This is a genomic window from Teichococcus aerophilus, assembly GCF_014490485.1.
Taxonomy (GTDB): Bacteria; Pseudomonadota; Alphaproteobacteria; order Acetobacterales; family Acetobacteraceae; genus Pseudoroseomonas; species Pseudoroseomonas aerophila.
Window position 1 is genome coordinate 10226 of sequence record NZ_JACTVA010000033.1, and the last position, 19371, is coordinate 29596.

The following is a 19371-nucleotide window of genomic DNA, read 5'->3' on the forward strand; positions in this document are numbered from 1 at the left end:
AGGGGCCGCGCGAGCACCCTGGACATCGAGCAACGCTGAACAACGGCAAAGGGAAGACAGGGCATCCGAGGGCTTCCTTCCCCGCGGCTTCCACCTTCGCGCCGCAGCACGGCATTCCGGCGTGGCCCGATCCGGTCTAGGACAAGGCGCATGCAGCGCGCCGTCCTTACCTCCCAGACCGCCCCCCGCTCGCCGGATGGCGCGACGCCCGCCATGGCGCAATGGTTCGTGGCCAAAGCGCAGCATCCCGATGCGCTGGTGTTCTTTCGCATGGGCGATTTCTTCGAGCTGTTCTTCGAGGATGCGCACCGGGCGGCGGACCTGCTGGGCCTGGCCGTCGCGCATCGCGGCGAGCACCGGGGCGAGCCGATCCCGATGGCCGGCGTGCCGGCGCATGCGCTGGAAGGGTACCTGGCGCGGCTGATCCGGCTGGGCTTCCGCGTCGCCATCTGCGACCAGCGGGAGACGCCGGAGCAGGCCAAGGCACGCAAGGCGCCGACCATCCGGCGGGAGGTGGTACGCCTCGTCACCCCCGGCACCATCACCGAGGACGCGTTGCTGGACGGTGCCCGCCCCGCCTGGCTGCTGGCGCTGTGCCCGGCGGCCGAGGGTGGGCCGGATGCAGGCCGGCTGGGCGCCGCCTGGGCCGACCTCTCCACCGGCGCCTTCCGCACCGAGGCGCTGGCGGAGGCCGAGTTGCCGGCGCTGCTGGCCCGGCTGGAGCCGGCCGAGCTGCTGGCGCCGGATGCGCTGGAACACCACCCCGCTTTGGCAGCGCTGGCCGAGCGCATCGCACCGATGCAGCCGCCGCGCGACGCGGCGCGCGAGCTGGCCGGCTTCTACGGCGTCGCCACCATGGATGGCTTCGGCAGCTTCGCCGCCGCAGAACTGGGCGCCGCCGCCATGGCGCTCGCCTATATCCGCGCCACCCAGGGCGAGGCGGCGCCGCGCCTGCGGCCGCCCGAGCCGGCGGGCGGCGGCGGCACGTTGCGGATGGATGCCGCCACCCGCCGCAGCCTGGAAATCCTCCGCAGCGAGCGCGGCGACACCCGCAACTGCCTGCTGACCGCCGTGGACCGTACCCTGACAGCGCCGGGCGCGCGGGAGCTGGCGGCGCGGCTGGCCTGCCCGTTGGCGGAGCTGGAGCCGATCGCCGCGCGGCACGATGCCGTCGCCTGCCTGCTGGCCGATGCGCCTGCCCGCGCGACGCTGCGCAACCAGCTGAAGGGCGCGCCGGACATGGCGCGCGCCCTGGCCCGCCTTTCGCTGGACCGTTTTGCTCCCCGCGACCTCGCCGCGCTGCGGGACGGGTTGGCGCGGGCGGAAGCGATGGCGGAGTTCCTGCATGACCGGGACCTGCCGCCGCTGCTGGCGGCTGCAGCCGATGCGCTGATCCCCGCCGCCTCTCCCCGCGCCGAGCTGGACCGTGCCCTGGCCGAGACCCTGCCCGCCCGCACCGAGGATGGCGGCGTCGTCGCCCCCGGCTACGATGGCGAGCTGGATGCGCTGCGCCGGCTGCGCGACGATGGCCGCGCCGCCATCGCCGCCATGCAACTGGACCTCGCCCAGGCCTGGGGCGTCGCCAGCCTGAAGATCCGCCACCACCAGCAATTCGGCTATCTGGCGGAGATGCCGGCCGCCGCGGGCGAGAAGCTGCTGCGCAATCCGCTGGCGCCGGGCCCGATGGCGCCTGTGCACCGGCAGACCATGGCCAACGCCATCCGCTTCACCTGCACCGCGCTGGCCGAGCTGGACCGCAAGCTCTCCGAAGCCGGGCAGCACGCGGCGCGGCGGGAGGCGCTGGTGGTGCGCCACCTGCGCACGCTGTGCCTGGAGGCCGCCGCCGGCATCGACGCCACCGCCGCCGCCATGGCCGAGTTCGATATCCACGCCGCCGCCGCCGAGCTGGCGTCCGGCGCCCGCTGGTGCCGCCCGGCGATGCTGGAGCGGCCGGACTTCCACATCAGCCAGGGCCGCCACCCGGTGGTGGAGGCCGCCCTGGCACGGGACCGGCTGAAGGGAGCCGCCTTCGTGCCCAACGATGCCGACCTCTCGCCCGGGCAGCGGCTGTGCCTGCTGACCGGGCCGAACATGGCCGGCAAATCCACCTTCCTGCGGCAGAACGCAATCATGGCCGTGCTGGCCCAGGCCGGGCTGTTCGTGCCGGCGGCGGAGGCGCGCATCGGGCTGGTGGACCGGCTGTTCTCCCGCGTCGGCGCGGCGGACGACATCGCCGGCGGCCGCTCCACCTTCATGGTGGAGATGACGGAGACCGCCGCCATCCTGAACCAGGCCACCGCCCGCTCCCTGGTGGTGCTGGACGAGGTCGGGCGCGGCACCGCCACCTGGGACGGGCTGGCCATCGGCTGGGCGGTGCTGGAGGCACTGCACGACCGCATCCGCTGCCGCGCCATCTTCGCCACCCACTTCCATGAGCTGACGGCCCTGACCGGCAAGCTGCCGGAACTTACTCCCGCCACCATGAAGGTGCGGGAGCACAAGGGCGAGGTGGTGTTCCTGCACCTGGTGGCGCCCGGCGCCTCCGAACGTTCCTGGGGCCTGCATGTCGCCAAGCTGGCCGGCGTGCCGCGGGAGGTGGTGACGCGCGCCACCGCCGTGCTGGCGGCGCTGGAGGAGCGGGCGCGCGGGCTGGACCCGCTGGCGGAGGAAATGCCTCTCTTCGCCCGCGCGGCACCACCGGCGGTGCCGGTGGCGGCCGATACCGGCGCCGACGACACGCTGCGCGCGGCGCTGGACGAGATCGACCCGGATACGCTGACCCCCCGGGCGGCGCTGGAGGCGCTGTACCGGCTGAAGGCGCTGTCGGGCTGAGGGCGGCCCCGGCCAGTTCGCAGGGCAAAGGCCGGAGAAGGAATTCCCCGGGCCCTTCTTTTTTCTTCGGGCTTTGGGTTGGCGCCGGCGCTTGGAGGGGTGGCGCTGGCGAGGTCTGCGCAGGCTTCGCAGGTGGCGATGCGCTACCTATGACCGGAAGCGTGACGGCAGGCACGGCGCGACCGCACAGGGCCCACTTTGCGTCCAGGCGATAGCTGGCCGCGACATCGTGTATCCCAGGCATGGCAGCCCCGGCGCCGGTTCCGGCCCCGAAAGGTTGCGAAACTGCCACTGCACCGCGATATCCTCTCGTTTATGGCGTCGAGGGTGCTGTTGCCGCGGCGCGGCACGGGATAACATCGACGGATGATCCACAGCGGCGACATGCCTGACGCCCTTGTTTCCTCTCTGACCGGCGCACGGCCCATGCGTCCCTTGCCCGACCTGGCGCAGGATCTCATTCCGCGCCCGGGCGAGCCGGTACCGCGCGACATCGCGCTGGCGCTGCTGCGGCGGCAGCTTGGCCGCATCCAGTCCCGCGTCCAGGAAGCGTTCGAGGCGCATGCCCTCTCCGGCCTCACCGCCGCGCGCGCGCTGGCGGAGCTGACGGACGGGCTGATCCACGCCATCCATGCCTACACGCTGGCCCAGGTGGCACCGGACGGCAGCGGGGAACGCGCCTTCACGGCGGCCGAGCCGCCCTTCGTTCTGGCCGCCACCGGCGGCTACGGGCGCGGCGTGCTCGGCCCGTTCTCGGATATCGACCTGCTGTTCCTCTCCGACTCCCCGCTCGGGCCGCGCGGCCGGCGGGCGGTGGAGTTCATGCTGTATTTGCTGTGGGACCTGGGGCTGAAGGTGGGGCATGCCACCCGCAGCATCCGCGAGTGTCTGGTGGATGCGCGGGCCGACGCCACCATCCAGACCGCGCTGCTGGACAGCCGCTTCATCGCCGGTGAGCGCGCGGTGTTCGACCGCTTCGACGCCGCCTTCAGCCTGGCGCGCCAGGAATGGGGCGTCGGCCAGTTTCTCACCTCCAAGCGGGCGGAGCGCACGGCGCGCCACAAGCGCTACGGCGACAGCCCCTATCTGGTGGAGCCGCACATCAAGGAAGGCCGCGGCGGCCTGCGGGACATCCAGACCATGTACTGGCTGGCCCGCTACGCCTTCGGCGTGCAGCGGATGCCGGAACTGGTGGGGGAGGACAGCCCCGGCGGCGGCCTGCTGACCGCGCGCGAAGCCCGTGCCATCCGCCGCGCCTGGGACTTCCTGTGGACGGTGCGCTTCCACCTCCACTACGTCACCGGCCGGGCGGAGGAGCGCCTGACCTTCGACCTGCAGCCGGTGGTGGGTGCCCGCATGGGCTACACCCGCCACGGCAAGCAGGACGGGGTGGAGCGCTTCATGAAGCACCTGTTCCTGACGGCGCGGGACGTGGTCCGCCTCTCCCGCCTGCTGGAACCGGCGATCGAGCGCGCGGCGCTGGGCTCCCCCGCCGTGACCAAGGCGCAGGACCCGGCGCTGGCCACCATCGGCATCGCCATGGCGGACGGCAAGTTGCTGTTCGCGCCGGACAAGGACATCGCCGCCGACCCGGCAGTGATGCTGCGCCTGCTGCGCGCGGCGCGGGACCGGGGGCTGGAACTGCACCCGCTGGCGCAGCGCGCGCTGATCCGCAGCGCCCCCCGCGCCCAGTCGCTGCGGGACGACCCCGCCGCCGCCGCCCTGTTCCTGGACCTGCTGACCGGCAAGGAATCCCACCGCTGGGTGCGGGTGCTGAACGAGGTCGGCTTCCTCTCCCGCTACATTCCGGACTGGGCCCGCATCGTCGGCCTCATGCAGTTCGACACCTACCACGTGTTCACGGTGGAGGAGCACACGATCGAGGCGATCGGCGTGCTCAACCAGCTGGAGCAGCAGGAGCTGGAAGAGGCTGTGCCGGTGGCCAGCGAGCTGGTCGGCCAGCTGCAATCCCGCCGCGCCCTGTATGTGGCGACGCTGCTGCACGACATCGCCAAGGGCCGTGGCGGCGACCATTCGGAACTGGGCGCCGAGCTGGCGCATGAGATCTGCCCCCGCCTGGGCCTGAGCCAGGAGGAGACCGAGACCGTCTCCTGGCTGGTGCTGAACCACCTGCTGGTCAGCCAGACCGCTTTCAAGCGCGACATCGACGACCCCAAGACCATCCTGGACATCGCCGAGGTCGTGCAATCGCCCGAGCGGCTGCGCCTGCTGCTGGTGTTGACCGTGGCGGATATGCGCGCCGTCGGCCCCAAGGTGTGGAATGGCTGGAAGGCCACGCTGCTGCGGGAGCTGTACTGGCGCGTGGCGGAAGTGCTGGCCGGTGGCCTTTCGGTGCCCGAGCGCGACGTGCGCGTGGCCCGCGCCAAGCAGGCCGCCGCCGCCATGATGGAGGAACTACCCAAGGAGGCGGTGGAGAACTTCCTGGCCTTGGGCTACCCCGGCTACTGGCTCTCCTTCGACCCCGAGACCCATGCCCGCCATGCCGGGCTGATCCGGGAGGCCGAGGCCACCGGCGCGCCGCTGACCGTTTCCACCCGCGTGCTGGAAGCGCGGGCGGTGACAGAGGTCACCGTCTATGTCACCGACCACCCAGGCCTGTTCAGCCGCATCGCCGGCGCGCTGGCAGTGGCGGGGGCCAGCATCGTCGATGCGCGCATCCACACCATGACCAACGGCCGGGCGCTGGACACCTTCTGGGTGCAGGACGCCCAGGGCGGCGCGTTCGACAGCCCGCACAAGCTGGCCCGCCTCTCCGTGCTGATCGAGCAGGCGCTGTCCGGCCGGCTCAACCTGGAGCAGGAAATCCGCAAGGTGCGGCGGGAGCCGGCGCGGCTGCGCGCGGTGCAGGTGCCGGGCCGCGTGGTGATCGACAACCACGCCAGCAACACCCACACCGTCATCGAGATGAACGGCCGGGACCGCCCGGGCCTGCTGCACGACATGACCGCCGCGATCAGCGAGCAGGGGCTGCAGATCGCCTCCGCCCACATCACCACCTATGGCGTGCGGGCGGTGGACGTCTTCTACGTGAAGGACGTGTTCGGGCTGAAGGTGGAGAACGAGCGCAAGCTGACCAGCCTGCGCGCCGCCCTGCTCTCCGCCCTGACGCCGGCGAACGGGGAAGCGGGCGCGGCCTGAGGCGCGGAAGCCCGGGCAGCATTCCTTGGCCCCCGGCGCCAGCCGGGCGCCAAAGCCTGGAGTAGGCTGGTCCCCGGCGCAGCATTGCCCATCCGGGGCGGTGCGGACGTGATCTGAGCAGGAGACAGGCGGCATGGCGGGCAACACGAATCTCCGGGCGGGCCAGTGCCATTGTGGCGCCGTGCGGTTCGAGGCGACGCTCAGCGACGGCTTCCATTCGATCCGCCGCTGCACCTGTTCCTATTGCCGGATGCGGGGGGCCGTCGTCGTCATGGCGGAGATGGGCGGGGTCAGGCTGCTGCGGGGCGAGGAGGCGCTGACCAGCTACCGCTTCCACACCGGCTCGGCGCAGCACTTCTTCTGTTCCCGCTGCGGCATCTACACCCACCACCAGCGGCGGTCCGACCAAAGCCTGTATGCCGTCAACGTCGCCTGCCTGGATGGGGTCAGCCCGTTCGACTTCGCCGAGGTGCCGGTCATGGACGGCATCAACCACACCAACGACACCGGGCAGCCGACACGCCGGGCTGGGACGCTCCGCTTCATCCCGGCCGAGGAGTGACGTCTCGGCGCAAGCCATCCGCGCTGTGAGCCGCCGGACCGGCCTGGTGCCACGCGCTTCACCCCGCGCCCGTCCCGATACAGCTCACGCTCGCTCATGGCCGGACTCGCAAAAAGCTGGGGTTCGGGGAATTCCTTCCCCGGCGTTCCTCTCCCTCGCCGGTTCACGAGAATTCGAAGACGCCAAAGCCCTGGCCCTCACCGAGTTCTTTCCACCCGGCATTATTTCTCAGCCCTTTGAATAATAACCGCACGAATCCGTGTTGGTCGCCTTGTCGGCCAGAGTGCCGATGACATTCTCTTCATCAGCCAGGCTTCCGTTACTCTTTGATGGATTGGCGCGCGGCGCGGAGTGCTAGCGTCCGCGCCATGGACACGCGCCCCTTGCAGGCGGCTATCCGTTTCGGCCTTGGGCCTCGCCCGGATCAGCCCGTGCCTGCCGACCCCATTGCCTGGCTGGACGGGCAGCTTGATGGCCCGGACGTGCCGCCCTTGCCGGCCGGCTGGCCGGCGCCCCCCGTCATCGCCGACGGCTATCGCATCTGGAAAGCGCTGGACGCCGCCGGGCAACCCGGACCGGGCCAGACCAACCCGATCGAGCTGAATTTCCAGGCCGAAGCCATCGCCGCCATGGCCACGCGGATCGATACCGCCCGCCCGTACCGGGAGCGACTGGTGGAGTTCTGGGCCAACCACTTCACGGTCAGCAAGCGCGGCGGCTACCCGGTCTCCACCGTGATCGGGCCGTATATGCGGGAGGCGATCCGCCCGCATGTCACCGGCCGGTTCTCCGACATGCTGCTGGCGGTGTTCAAGCACCCGGCGATGCTGGGGTATCTGGACCAGGCGGCCTCGGTGGGGCCGAACAGCGCCTATGGCAAGCGCAGCGGCCGCGGCCTGAACGAGAATCTGGCGCGCGAGATCCTGGAGTTGCACACCGTCTCCCCCGCCGCCGGCTACAGCCAGGCGGATGTGACGGAGTTCGCCCGGCTGCTGACCGGCTGGGGCTACGAGCGCAACAAGGAGCCCTTCGGCACTCTCTTCCGCCCCGCCAACCACGAGCCGGGCAGCAAGACCGTCATGGGAAGGGAGTTCGGCCAAGGGCCGGAGGAGGCCGAGGCCGCGTTGCGCTTCCTGGCCGCGCACCCGGCCACCCACCGCTTCCTGGCCACCAAGCTGGCCCGCCACTTCATTACCGACGAGCCGCCGCCCGAGGTGGTGGCGCGGCTGGAAGGCGTGCTGCGCGATACCGATGGCGACCTCGGCGCCGTTGCGCGCGCCTTGCCGCGCATCGAGCAGGCCTGGGACCCGCCGCTGACGAAGCTGCGCAGCCCGCTGGACTATATCACCGCCGCCTACCGTGCCTGCGGCGCCAGTGGGGAGGCGATGGGCCGCCCAGCCTGGGGCAGTTGCTTCAACCTGAACCAGCCCTACTGGACCGCCCTGCAGCCGAATGGCTGGCCCGACCGCGCGCCGGACTGGCTGGGGCCCGAGCCGGTGATGCAGCGGCTGGACTGGGCCTACGAGACCGCCGGCCGCTTCACCCGCCAGGACCCGATGGCGATCCTGGACACGGCGCTCGGCCCGCTGGCGCCTTCCACCACGCGCGAGGCCATGCGCCGCGCCGGCTCCCCCCGCGATGCCATCGCCATCCTCCTCGCCAGCGCGGAGTTCCAGCGTCGATGAGCAGCCACCTCCCCCGCATCGGCAGGCGCGGCCTGCTGTTGGGCCTTACCGCGATGGCCGCCACGGCCAATGCGCGCCTGGCCTTCGCCGAGACCCCCCTGGTGCCCACCGCCACCGACAATCGATTGGTCGTGGTCATCCTGCGCGGCGCCATGGACGGCATGGCCGCCCTGGCCCCCTACGGGGACGCGCGCTACCGCGAGCTGCGCGGCCCGATCGCCCTGGCGGAGCCGGGGCAGGAAGGCGGGCTGCTGGATTGCGGCGGCTTCTTCGGCCTGAACCCGCGGCTGGAGAACTTCCATCGCTTCTTCACCGAGGGCAGCCTACTGCCCATTCACGCCATCGCCGGCCCCTACCGCAACCGCAGCCACTTCGAGGCGCAGGACATGCTGGAGAGCGGGGCGCCGCAGCGCCTGACCTCCGGCTGGCTGAACCGCGCCCTGCAAGGCCTGCCGGATGCACCGGCGGACCAGCCGGAGACCGGGCTGGTGGTCGGGCTGGACCTGCCGCTGCTGATGCGCGGGCCGCATTCCGTCGGCATGTGGGCACCGCCGCGCCCGGTGCGGCCACCGCCGGACCTGTATGCCCGCATGGCCGACGTGCTGCATGCCGACCCGCTGCTCGGCCCGGCGGTAGAGGAGGGGCTGCGCGGCCGCGGCTACGCCACCAGCGTACTGAGCGGGGAGCCGCCGCCGCGTGGTGGCTTCGTCGCCCTGGCGGCTTCGGCCGGCAAGCTGCTGGCGGCGCCGCATGGCCCGCGGGTCGCCGCTATGGAGATCGGCGGCTGGGACACCCATGCGGACCAGGCACGGCGGCTGGACCCGGTGCTGGTGCAACTGGACCAGGGGCTGGCGGCCATGCGCGGCCAACTGGGCGACGTGTGGTCCCGCACCGCCATCCTGGTCATGACCGAATTCGGCCGCACCGCCCGCGCCAACGGCAATAACGGCACCGACCACGGCACCGGCGGCGCGGCCTTCCTGTTGGGCGGCGCCGTGCAAGGCGGCCGCGTGCTGGCCGACTGGCCCGGGCTGGCCGAGGGCCAGTTGTTCGAGAAACGCGACCTGCAGCCGACGCGGGACCTGCGCGCCATCGCCAAGGGATTGCTACGCGACCACCTGCGGCTGCCGGAAAGCACCATTGCGGCGGCCTTCCCAGGCGCGGGCGATGTCGGCGCGGAGGGTGGGCTGGTGCGGGGGATGGCCTGAGCGCGCCCTTCTCCAGTGTGGGGAAGGCTGGGGGAAGGAATTCCCCCAGACCCCCATCTTCTTTTTTGCGAGTTTGAGGGCGGGGCAGTGGCGGGTCTTCCCAGGTCGGGAAACGGGTAGGCCGCGCGAGAGACTGTTATCGTCCCCCGGTAACCATGAGCTCGCTTCGGTTGTCACAGCAACACGCCACGGAAAGCCTGCAAGTCAGCCCCCTAACGGCTGGTTCATAACTACCTCCGAGGCGGCCCCCGGCTGCTCACGGTTCAGCCCACGCGACCTTTAAAAACATCATGAGCGCCTACCCTCAGTCCCGCAGCCATCCAAACTTGCAGAAATAAAGAAGGGGTCTGGGGAATTCCTTCCCCAACCTTCCTTCCCCTTCCCTCAGCGAGAGGGTGGACTTTCCCGCGCCAGGGCGTTGCTCTGGCGCAGGGCGGATCATCCAGCCGCCGCCAGGGACAGGGACGACCATGAGCGATCGGCACACCATCGGCACCGCTGCGATCTCCGCCACCATCAAGCCGGAGGGCGCCGAGCTGACCAGCCTGCGCGATTCGGCCGGGGAGGAGTTGTTGTGGCAGGCCGGGCCGGAATGGCCGCGGCACTCCCCGGTGCTGTTCCCCGTGGTCGGCCGGCTGGCGGGGGATACGCTGCGCCACCAAGGCCAGGAGTACCGGGTGACGCAGCATGGCTTCGCGCGGGACAGCCTGTTCGCCTGGACCGAGCGCAGCGCCACCCGCGCCGTGCTGCGCTTGGTGGACAGTGCGGAGACGCGGGCGGTGTATCCCTTCCCCTTCCTGCTGGAGATGATCTACGCGGTCGAGGGTGAGACGCTCTCCGTCGCCGCGCGGGTGACCAATCCGGGCGATGCGGTGCTGCCCTGCGGCGTCGGCGCGCATCCGGCCTTCCGCTGGCCGCTGGCCGCCGGCGTGGCGAAGGAGGCGCATGTGCTGGAATTCGACACGCAGGAGACCGGCCCGGTGCTGGCGGTGGAAGGCGGCCTGCTGGGTGAGGAAGAGAAGCTTCCGTTCGACGGCCGCGTGCTGCCGCTCTCCCCGGCGCTGTTCGCCCAGGATGCGCTGGTGATGCCGGGTGTCGCCAGCCGCTCCGTCCGCTTCGTGGCGGCGGGAGAGGACGGGGTGCCGGCACGGGTGCTGACCGTGGCGTGGGAAGGGTACAAGGACCTGGGCATCTGGTCCAAGCCGGGCGGCGCGCCGTTCCTGTGCATCGAGCCCTGGTTCAGCATGGCCAGCCCGGTGGGCTGGGATGGCGAGATTGCCGACAAGCCCGGCATCCTGCTGCTGCCGCCGGGCGAGAGCCGGGACTTCACCTGGACCGTGCGGAGCAGCGACGGCGGGTAGGGCGTGAACGCCTGAGGGTGGGACACCGGAAGGCCTGGAGCGTGATGTGTCGGCAGATCGCGCGTCAGGCTGGCTGGTGGGCGATAGGCCGCCCCGATACGGTCGTGGCGCAGAGCGGGAAGGAAAGTCAGGGGAAAGAATTCCCCTGTGTAAACGTGGGCCTGTCTTCAAACTAGCCAGAGGTAGGCGGCTGCGGCGTGGACACCGGCGAGGAAGTGGATGGCCCGCTTGTCGTAGCGGGTGGCGATAGCGCGGAACTGCTTGAGCTTGCAGAAAAAGTTTTCAACGAGGTGGCGGGCCGCATACAGGTCACGGTCGAAAGGCTGCGGCCGCTTGCGGTGGCGTTTTGGCGGGATGGCTGCGGTTTTGCCGGCCGCCCGGAGCCGGTCGATCACGCGCTGGTCAGTATCATAGGCGCGATCGGCCAGCAGCGTCGGCGCCACGATGCGCGGCAGCAGCACGTCGCTGCCGCAGAGGTCATGCGCCTGGCCTGGCGTCAGGTGAAAGCTCAGCGGATTGCCCAGCGCATCGACCAGGGCATGGATCTTCGTGCTCAGCCCGCCTCGGGCAGGGCCAATGGCTTCTTCGGCACGGTTTTTTAGCCGCCCCCGCACTGTGCTGGTGCGCCCGGACCAGGGTCGCGTCGATCATCGCGTATTCATTGTCCGCATCCACCGCCAGGGCCTGAAGCAGACGCTCCCAGACACCACGTCGCGCCCAGCGGCTGAAGCGCGTATGCACCACTTTCCAGGGGCCATAGCGCTCCGGCAGGTCGCGCCAGGGAATGCCGGCCCGATACCGGAACAGGACCGCCTCCACAAAGCGCCGGTTGTCCTGGGCCGGACGACCCACGCCGCCGGCACGGCCGGGGAGAAGATCCTTGATCCGCTCCCATTGATCATCCCGCAAACCATAGCGCCCGCATGACACAGGTCTCCGACCCTTCCACCGGAGACCCATGAATCACCCATGACCCCAAAAGAAAATCCGCAATTTGAGGACAGGCCCGTATACGTTTACGCCATCTTTCTTCTGTCAGTTGGCGTGGGGCTTCGGAACCGGCAGTTGCGGCCGTGAGACAGATCACGGGCCACCTAGCCAGGCCATCAGCCTCCTGCGTCATCCCGCCCTTGGCCTCCAAAGGCCAACGCCGCATCGGCCACCCCCGAAAGACTCGCAGAAGAAAGATGGGGTCCGGGGAATTCCTTCCCCGGCCTTCCAAGCCTGAATGCCATCGGGCTCTAACAGAAATGCGCTCCGCGCGTTTCCACCGGCAGCACGTAGAGCGACTGGCTGGCGCACATGTAGAGCTGGTTCCGCCGCGTGCCGCCGAAGCAGAGATTGGCGCAGATCTCCGGCAGCTTGATCAGGCCGATGCGCTGGCCATCCAGCCCGAAGATGTGCACGCCGTCATAGCCATCCCCCACCCAGCCGGCGCCGACCCACACATTGCCGGCTTCGTCGCAGCGGATGCCGTCCCCCATGCCGGTCTTGCCGTCCATCTCCATGCTGCAGAAGGTGCGGGGGTTGCTGAGGCGGGCGCCGTCCACGTCGAAGGCCCAGACGATGCTCTTGGCCTCCGGGTAGTGGGACATGCCGGTATCGGCGACGTAGAGGGTGCGGTAGTCCGGGCTGAAGCACAGGCCGTTCGGCTTGAAGGGCTGGTCCGCGACCTTCTCCACCGCGCCGCTGCCGGGATCGATGCGATAGACCGCTTCCTTGATCAATGGGCGGGGCGAGTCGGTGGATTGCGGCAGGCGGTTGCCCTCGTAGTCCATCAGCCCGCCATAGCCGGGGTCGGTGAACCAGATGGCGCCGTCATTCGGGTGCACCACCACGTCGTTGGGGGCGTTAAAGGGGCCGTCCGGGCCGCGCGCCGCCAGGATGGTCAGCTTGCCGTCCGGCTCGTAGCGGACGACGTCCCGGTGATAGTGCCGGCAGGCGATCTGCCGCCCTTCCCGGTCGAAAGTATTGCCGTTGGAATAGCCGGCTGGGCTGCGGAAGCGGCGGGAGACGTGGTTGTCCTCCTCCATCAGCCGCAGGCATTCGTCGTTCGGGATGTCGGACCAGATCAGGAAGCGGCCGGTGGCGTGCCAGGCGGGGCCTTCCGCCCAGCCCAGGCCGGTATGCAGGCGGCGGATGCGGCTGTTGCCCAGCTTGGCCGAGAAGCGCTTCGGGTCCAGCGCCACCACGTCCGGGTCGGGGTAGCGCATCGGCGGCGCGTCCGGCCCATAGTCACGCTGGGCGCGGATGGCCTGGTCACGCACGGCCTGGGCGCTGGCGGTGCGCAGCACGGCCGGCATGGAAAGGGCGGCGAAGGCGGAGGCGCCCAGCACGGTGCGGCGCCTGGACGCGAGAACGTGGTACATGGCGTTTCTTCCCTGTTGCCGCGGCGTCCTTGGCGCGCCGCGTGCGGGCGCCAGCTTGGCACAGGTTGAAGCCGCCTGCCGCACACGCCTCGCGGCGCGCAGGCCAGTCAGACCAGATCAGGCCGGGGGCACGGTCTTGTCGCCGGCGCCCAGCGCGCGCTGCATGTAGACCACGTCCAGCCAACGGCCGAACTTCAGCCCGGCCGCCTTCAGCACGCCCACCTGCTTGAAGCCCAGGGAGAGGTGGAGGCCGATGGAGCCCACATTCTCCGAGTCGCCGATCACGGCGAACATCTGGCGGAAGCCGGCGGCCTCGGCCCGCTTCAACAGGGCCTCCACCAACGCCTTGCCGACGCCCTGGCCGCGCACGTCATCCCGCACATAGATGGAATCCTCGGCGGCGAAGCGGTAGGCGGAACGGTCCCGCAGGGCGGCGTAGTAGCCGTAGCCCTTCACCTCCCCCGCATCCTCGGCCACCAGCCAGGCCCAGCCATGCGCCTGGTTGCGGGCCAGGCGGGCACCCAGCTCGGCCTCGTCCGGGGGCAGTTCCTCGAAGGTACCGGTGCCGTTCAGGACGTGATGCGCATAGATGGCGGCCATGGCGGGCAGGTCGGCCTGGGTGGCATCACGATAGATCATCCGGAGTCTCCAACACTCACGCCATGGGCGCCGGTGCCGGAACAGCCGGACGGCGCAGGCCCGCACAGAGAGGGCCTGAACCATGGGTAAGGTCGGTTCCGGGCGACGGCAAGAGCCCGGGTCTCGCTCAGCGCCTCCGGTGGGGGCGGTGAGCGCTGCTGAACAGAGGAAGGCTGGGGAAAGAATTCCCCAGACCCCTTCTTTTCCTTTTTCGGGTTTTGCAGGTGTGGCGGTTGAGAGAGCTGTCTGGTTGGAGTGACGGCTCGTTCGCGCCGGAGGTCCTAGACCTCCGGCGAATGAGGGTTCAGCCCGCGTCCCCTATTAGACATATCATCGGGGCACCCGCTCTCAGCCCTGAAGCGCCGCGTCGAACTTGTAGAGAAAAGAAGGGGTCTGGGGAATTCATTCCCCAGCCTTGCTTCCTCCAATCTCTCTCACAGGCAGCAAAAACCAAGCGCAGCCGACCTTGTCGGCCGATGCGAGCCGCTCAGCGGGCGCGCAGCAGTTCCGGCACGTGCAGCAGGATCAGTTCGTTGTCGTCGGCGCGGGTCAGGTGGCGGCCGGCGCTGAAGGGCAGGTTGTTGTCGTTGCCGACGATGATGTGATCGGCGTCGACCATCGCCACATTCTCGATGGTGAAGAACGGGAAGGACAGGCGGTTGGCGGGGGCGTTCGGCCCGCGGTCCCCACGCGTGCGGGCCAGGTTCTCGGGGTCCTGGATGTCCATCAGGTCGATATAGCCGATCTTGCGGACGAAGCCCTCGGCATCCGGCGCACCCAGATCCACCAGGGAGACGCGCTTGATACGCGCGGGGGCATGGAAGCAGGCGGGCGGCTGCTGGCCCTGGGCGCAGGCCAGGGACGGGTCGCCTTCCGCGTTGTCGCGCTCGATCACCAGGGCGCGGCGGTCGTCGATCATGTTGAAGTCGCCGATGGCGGCGGCGCCCTCGGCCAGGCGGTATTTCAGGCTGCGGCCGGTCCAGGCACCGCGGGCGGTGTCGAATTCCATCATGCGGATGAAATTGCCCTCGGGGCGGTCGGTGCCCTCGATGAAGAGCGGCTGCTCCAGCAGCGCCCACAGGCGGCTGCCATCGGGCGACATCGCCATGCCCTCATACCCGCCGGAGCGGCGGGCGCGGAAGTTAGCGCCGGCGACGGGCGTGGCGCCGATGGAGAGCGCGGGGTTGTCCGGGCTCATCAGCGGCTTGCCGTCCAGCAGGGTCTGGTGGACCTGCTGCACCCGGCCCTGCGCATCCAGGCGGAGGATGAAGGGGCCGAACTCCTCGCCGATCCAGAAGCCACCGCCCTCGATCGGCTGGATGCTCTCCGGGTCGAAATCCGCACCGGTCAGGTAGCGGGCGTCGGTGCCCTCGTAGGCGATGCGGAAGGGCACGCGGCGGTCGGGGTCGGAGAAGAAGACGGTCTGCAGCACCGTCACCTGGCCGGTGCGGAAATCCGGGCGGATCTTGCGCAGCGCCAGCAGGGCGTCGCCGCTGTTGCGGCGGTTGCCGAAGCCGTTGTCGGTCAGCACCCAATAGGCGCCGGCCTCCCCCGCCACCGGCTTGATGCCGGAGAAGCCCTGCACCGGCTGGCCGATGAAGGGCAGCGACAGGCCGGTGGGGCGGCCAGTCGGCGCCGGGCCGGTGGTGCCGGGCACGCTGCCAGGACGCTCGTTCCGCGCATCGCCGGTGAACTTGCCGGAGACGAGGGCATCGCGCGGCGCATCGGCCGGCGGCAGCTCCATGGTGAAGGCGGGCAGAATGGCGTGGCCGGCCAGGCGGGCGTCGAAGCGCTGCTCCTGAGCCATGGCGGCGGTGGCGGTCGCGATCAGGGCCGTGGCGGCCAGCAGGATCCTGCGCATGTGGTCTGTATCCCGGTTACGTCAGCGTGGCGCTGTTACCGGGTGCGTGTTGCAGCGCCTTGACGCCGGCATGACGAAACGGCGACACGGGCGGAAGGCCCCTGCCCCCCGCCCGCGTCCGCGACAGGCCGTAACGGCGATCAGCGATAGACGATCACCGGCTCACCACCACTGTTGCCGACAATCACCGGCACGCCGGCACTGAGATTGCCAACCGCCGGGCCGTGGTAGCGGATGACCGGGCTGCCATCCTGGCTGCCGACCACCGTGGCGATGCCCTGGCTGACCGCCTGGCTGTGCGGCTGCTGCGCCATCAGCGCATCGATATTGGCATCGCCATTGGCGGCAAAAGCGGCACCGGAGAAACCGGCCACCAGGATCGCGGAAAGCAGGACCTTGCTGAACATGACTAAAGAATTCCTTTCAACTAGGCTGCGGCTGCGTGCCGCTCCGTTGGGATTCTTCTACGCCCGGCAGCCTGGGCTGGGCCAATCGGCTTTGACCATGCCGGGTATCGGTGGTGGTGATGCAACGATGGGCAGATCGGTGGGGAAGGAATTCCCCGGGCCCCTTCTTTTTTTCTGCGCGTTTGGCAAAACACTTCAGGACTGAGAGCGGACGCGTCTTGATGATTTTAATAATGGGCCACGCGGGCTGAACCCTCAGTCGCCGGAGGTCCAGGACCTCCGGCGGACCCAGCCGTATCCCAAGAACACCCTCTCAAAAGCCGCGCCCGAAAAATCGAAAAAAGAAAAGAAGGGGCCCGGGGAATTCTTTCCCCGGCCTTCCTCTCCATCCCACCCCGATCAGTGCGCATCCCCACCCGCGCCCTTTCGTGGCCGGCGCAGCAGCAGCACCAGGGGCAGGGAAACCAGGAAGCAGCCGGCCATCACCAGCAGCACGTCGTTATAGGCCAGCACCAGGGCCTGCTGGGTGACCAGGGCTTTCATCTTCGCCAGGGCCGCGATGTCGGCGGCGCCTTGGCCGACCTGGCCGGCCAGGGCGTCGGCCATGGTGTCCCGGTAATGCAGCGCGGGCGCGCGGGCCCAGTTCAGGGCTTCGTCCAGATGGACGCGGTGCAGGTAGGAGCGGTCGGTGACCAAGGTGTTGATGATGGCGAGGCCGACGGCGCCGCCGAGGTTGCGCATCAGGTTGTAGAGGCCGGACGCGTTCTTCAGCACGGCGGGCGCGACGGTGCCGAGGGCGATCTGGTTGATGGGCGCCATGCACAGCATCATGGCCACGCCGCGCAGGCCGAGCGGGAAGGCCATCTGCGGGAAGGCGCTTTGCGAGGTAAGGCGCGCCGTCAGCCACATCGCCAGGAAAAACAGCGACAGCCCGCAGGCGAGCAGGATACGCGGATCGAACTTGCCAAGCAGCTTGCCGACGATGGGGGCGGCGAAGAACATGCAGAGGCCGGTGATGAACATCACCTCGCCGATCTGCATGGAGTTGTAGCCACGCACCCGGCCCAGGAAGAGCGGGATGAGGTAGACCGAGCCGTAGAGGCCGATGCCCATGGTGAAGCTGAACAGGCAGCCAATGGTGAAATTGCGATCCTTGAAGGCACGCAGGTCCACGATCGGTTCCGGCCGCGTCAGCGCCCGCCAGAAGAAAACGATGCCGGCGACGATGCAGACGGCGGCGAGGTTGCGCACCGTCTCGTCCTGCAGCCAGTCCCAGCGCGGGCCTTCCTCCATCACGTATTCCAGACTGCCGAGGAAGGCGGCCATGGCGGCCAAACCCCACCAGTCGAACTTCGCCAGCAGGGTGCGGTCGGGCTTGTCGATATCCACCGTCAGCCAGACCGCGGTGGCGATGAGGATGCCGACAGGCACGTTGATGAGGAACAGCCAGTGCCAGGAGAGCTGCTCGGTCAGCCAGCCACCAAGGGTGGGGCCGATGGTGGGCGCCATCGTCGCCGTCAGGCCGATGATGACCGTGGCGCCGGCGCGCTTGTTGGGCGGAAACAGCATGAAGCTGGCGGCGAACACCGTCGGGATCATCGCGCCGCCGATGAAGCCCTGCGCCGCGCGGAACACGATCATGATGCCGAGATTCGACGCCATGGCGCAGGCCAGGGAGAAGACGGTGAAGCCGACGGCCGAGGCGGTGAACAGTACGCGGGTGGAGAGCAGGCGGGAGAGGAAGCCGGAGAGCGGGATCATGACGATCTCCGCGATCAGGTAGCTGGTCTGCACCCAGCTTGCCTCATCCGGGCTGGCGGCGAGGCCGGCCTGGATCTCGGAGATGGAGGCGGAGACGATCTGGATGTCCAGGATCGCCATGAACATGCCGAACACCATCGCCATGAAGCCGAAGCGGACCTTGGTCGGCATGGCCTGCGGCGGCGGGGCCGGCATAACCTGCGGCGGGGCTTGCGGGGCGGCGGCGGCGGGCATCGTCGTGGCGCTCATGGCGCGTGTGCCTTCAGAACAGGCTGCGGATGGCGGCTAGCACGCCGCGCGGGGCGGTCGGGTCGTCGCGGGTATCGACTTCCGCCACGACGGAGAGGCCGGGGCGCAGGCGGGCCAGGGCATCGGCGTCCTGGCCGGGCTCCAGCACCAGCTTCACCGGCACGCGCTGCACGATCTTGGTGAAGTTGCCGGTGGCGTTCTCGGGCGGCAGCAGGCTGAACTGGCTGCCGGTGGCGGGGGCGAAGCTGTTGACTCGGGCGTGGAAGGTCAGGCCCGGGATGGCATCCACCGTGATCTCGACCGGCTGGCCGGGGCGCACGCTGGCCAGCTGGGTTTCCTTGAAGTTGGCGACGACGAAGAGCTGCCCGCCCATCGGCGCCACTGCGATCAGCTGCTGCCCCGGCTGCACATGCTGGCCGAGCTGCGCAGCGCGGTTGCCGGCGATGCCGTCCACCGGCGCGCGGATGGCGGTGTAGGTCAGGTTGGTCTCGGCCTGGGCCAGGGCGGCGGCGGCCTGGGCACGCTTGGCCTCGGCCTGCCGCAGTTGCGCCGCCAGGACGCCGAGCGATTGCCGCTGCACGGAAAGCTGCGCCTGCGCCGCCTGCACGGAGGCCTCGGCCTTACGCTGGTCCGCCACCGTCTGGTCGGCGGATTGGCGAGAGGCGTAGCCGCTGCCGACGAGGGACTGGGTGCGGCGGGCATCGGCGATGGCGCGGGTCTGCTCCGCGCGGGCCTGCTCCACCTGAGCGCCGGCGGCGTCGATCTGCGCCTGCTGCTGGGCCAGTTGCTCCCGCGCCGTGGCGATGGCGGCATCGGCCTCGGCCAGGGTAGCGGCGGCCTGGTCCCGCGCATTGCGCAGGTCGCGCTCATCCAACGTGATCAGCACGTCGCCGGCCTTCACCGGTTGGTTGTCGGCCACCTGGATGCTGGCGACATCGGCCTGGATACGGGCGCCCAGCACGCTGATGTCGCCCTGGACATAGGCATCGTCGGTTTCGACCAGGAAGCGGCCGGTCTGCCAGTACCAGGTGCCGCCCAGCACGGCGGCCACCAGCAGGACGAGTGGCACGACGCGCAGCAGGATGCGCTTGACGGTCCACCTGCGCGGCGGCGGCGCGGCAGGGGCGGAGGACCGGCTGGCCTCGAGGGCCGCGGAGGGGGAGACGGGAGCGTTCATTCGGAAGGGCCTTCGAACTGAACGGTTCAGTTCATTTGCAGGCGTTGAGTTGCGTCCCTCGTGTCTTTTTGTCAAGACTGAACCAAACCGTTCAGTTCACT

General features: G+C 69.7%; 13 protein-coding genes. 6 read left to right on the forward strand and 7 right to left on the reverse strand.

Annotated features, from left to right (window positions below; all coding sequences use genetic code 11):
- Nucleotides 1-150: 150 nt before the first annotated feature.
- The 6 genes from mutS (at nt 151) to IBL26_RS16580 (ending at nt 10807) form a co-directional block, all read left to right on the forward strand.
- On the forward strand, nt 151-2832 hold the full coding sequence (mutS, locus tag IBL26_RS16555; protein ID WP_187785618.1) for a DNA mismatch repair protein MutS: 2682 nt from the start codon (nt 151-153) through the stop codon (nt 2830-2832).
- A 426-nt stretch (nt 2833-3258) separates the two neighbouring features.
- Entirely contained in the window at nt 3259-5991 is a 2733-nt protein-coding gene (locus IBL26_RS16560) for a [protein-PII] uridylyltransferase (RefSeq protein WP_241749473.1), read from the forward strand.
- 133 nt (nt 5992-6124) lie between these two features.
- Complete coding sequence (locus IBL26_RS16565) at nt 6125-6553, forward strand: GFA family protein (RefSeq protein WP_187785620.1); 429 nt, start codon at nt 6125-6127, stop codon at nt 6551-6553.
- Between the two features lie 368 nt (nt 6554-6921).
- Nucleotides 6922-8238 carry a DUF1800 domain-containing protein gene (locus IBL26_RS16570; protein WP_187785621.1) on the forward strand — a complete coding sequence of 439 codons (1317 nt, stop codon included), beginning with the start codon at nt 6922-6924 and terminating at the stop codon, nt 8236-8238.
- A complete protein-coding gene (locus IBL26_RS16575; RefSeq protein WP_187785622.1) occupies nt 8235-9446 on the forward strand; it encodes a DUF1501 domain-containing protein in 1212 nt (403 codons plus the stop codon). Before IBL26_RS16570 ends, IBL26_RS16575 begins: the two co-directional genes overlap by 4 nt.
- Before the next feature lie 470 nt (nt 9447-9916).
- On the forward strand, nt 9917-10807 hold the full coding sequence (locus IBL26_RS16580) for an aldose 1-epimerase family protein (protein WP_187785623.1): 891 nt from the start codon (nt 9917-9919) through the stop codon (nt 10805-10807).
- A 167-nt stretch (nt 10808-10974) separates the two neighbouring features.
- On the opposite strand, the gene IBL26_RS16585 is transcribed toward IBL26_RS16580, so the two are convergent.
- The 7 genes from IBL26_RS16585 to IBL26_RS16615 form a co-directional block, all read right to left on the reverse strand.
- Nucleotides 10975-11767 (reverse strand): IS5 family transposase gene (locus IBL26_RS16585; RefSeq protein ID WP_187785624.1). Its coding sequence is split into 2 segments (ribosomal slippage): nt 10975-11395 and nt 11394-11767, totalling 795 coding nucleotides; the frame shifts between segments, so codons are not numbered across the junction.
- Between the two features lie 281 nt (nt 11768-12048).
- Nucleotides 12049-13176, reverse strand: coding sequence for an SMP-30/gluconolactonase/LRE family protein (locus IBL26_RS16590; protein ID WP_187785625.1), 1128 nt, complete (start codon nt 13174-13176; stop codon nt 12049-12051).
- 117 nt (nt 13177-13293) lie between these two features.
- A complete protein-coding gene (locus tag IBL26_RS16595; protein WP_187785626.1) occupies nt 13294-13815 on the reverse strand; it encodes a GNAT family N-acetyltransferase in 522 nt (173 codons plus the stop codon).
- Nucleotides 13816-14302: 487 nt separating this feature from the next.
- On the reverse strand, nt 14303-15676 hold the full coding sequence (locus tag IBL26_RS16600) for an esterase-like activity of phytase family protein (protein ID WP_187785627.1): 1374 nt from the start codon (nt 15674-15676) through the stop codon (nt 14303-14305).
- 140 nt (nt 15677-15816) lie between these two features.
- Nucleotides 15817-16083 carry a hypothetical protein gene (locus tag IBL26_RS16605; RefSeq protein ID WP_187785628.1) on the reverse strand — a complete coding sequence of 89 codons (267 nt, stop codon included), beginning with the start codon at nt 16081-16083 and terminating at the stop codon, nt 15817-15819.
- A gap of 399 nt (nt 16084-16482) precedes the next feature.
- On the reverse strand, nt 16483-18093 hold the full coding sequence (locus IBL26_RS16610) for a DHA2 family efflux MFS transporter permease subunit (RefSeq protein ID WP_187785629.1): 1611 nt from the start codon (nt 18091-18093) through the stop codon (nt 16483-16485).
- Nucleotides 18094-18106: 13 nt separating this feature from the next.
- Nucleotides 18107-19270, reverse strand: coding sequence for an HlyD family secretion protein (locus IBL26_RS16615; RefSeq protein ID WP_187785630.1), 1164 nt, complete (start codon nt 19268-19270; stop codon nt 18107-18109).
- Nucleotides 19271-19371: the final 101 nt, after the last annotated feature.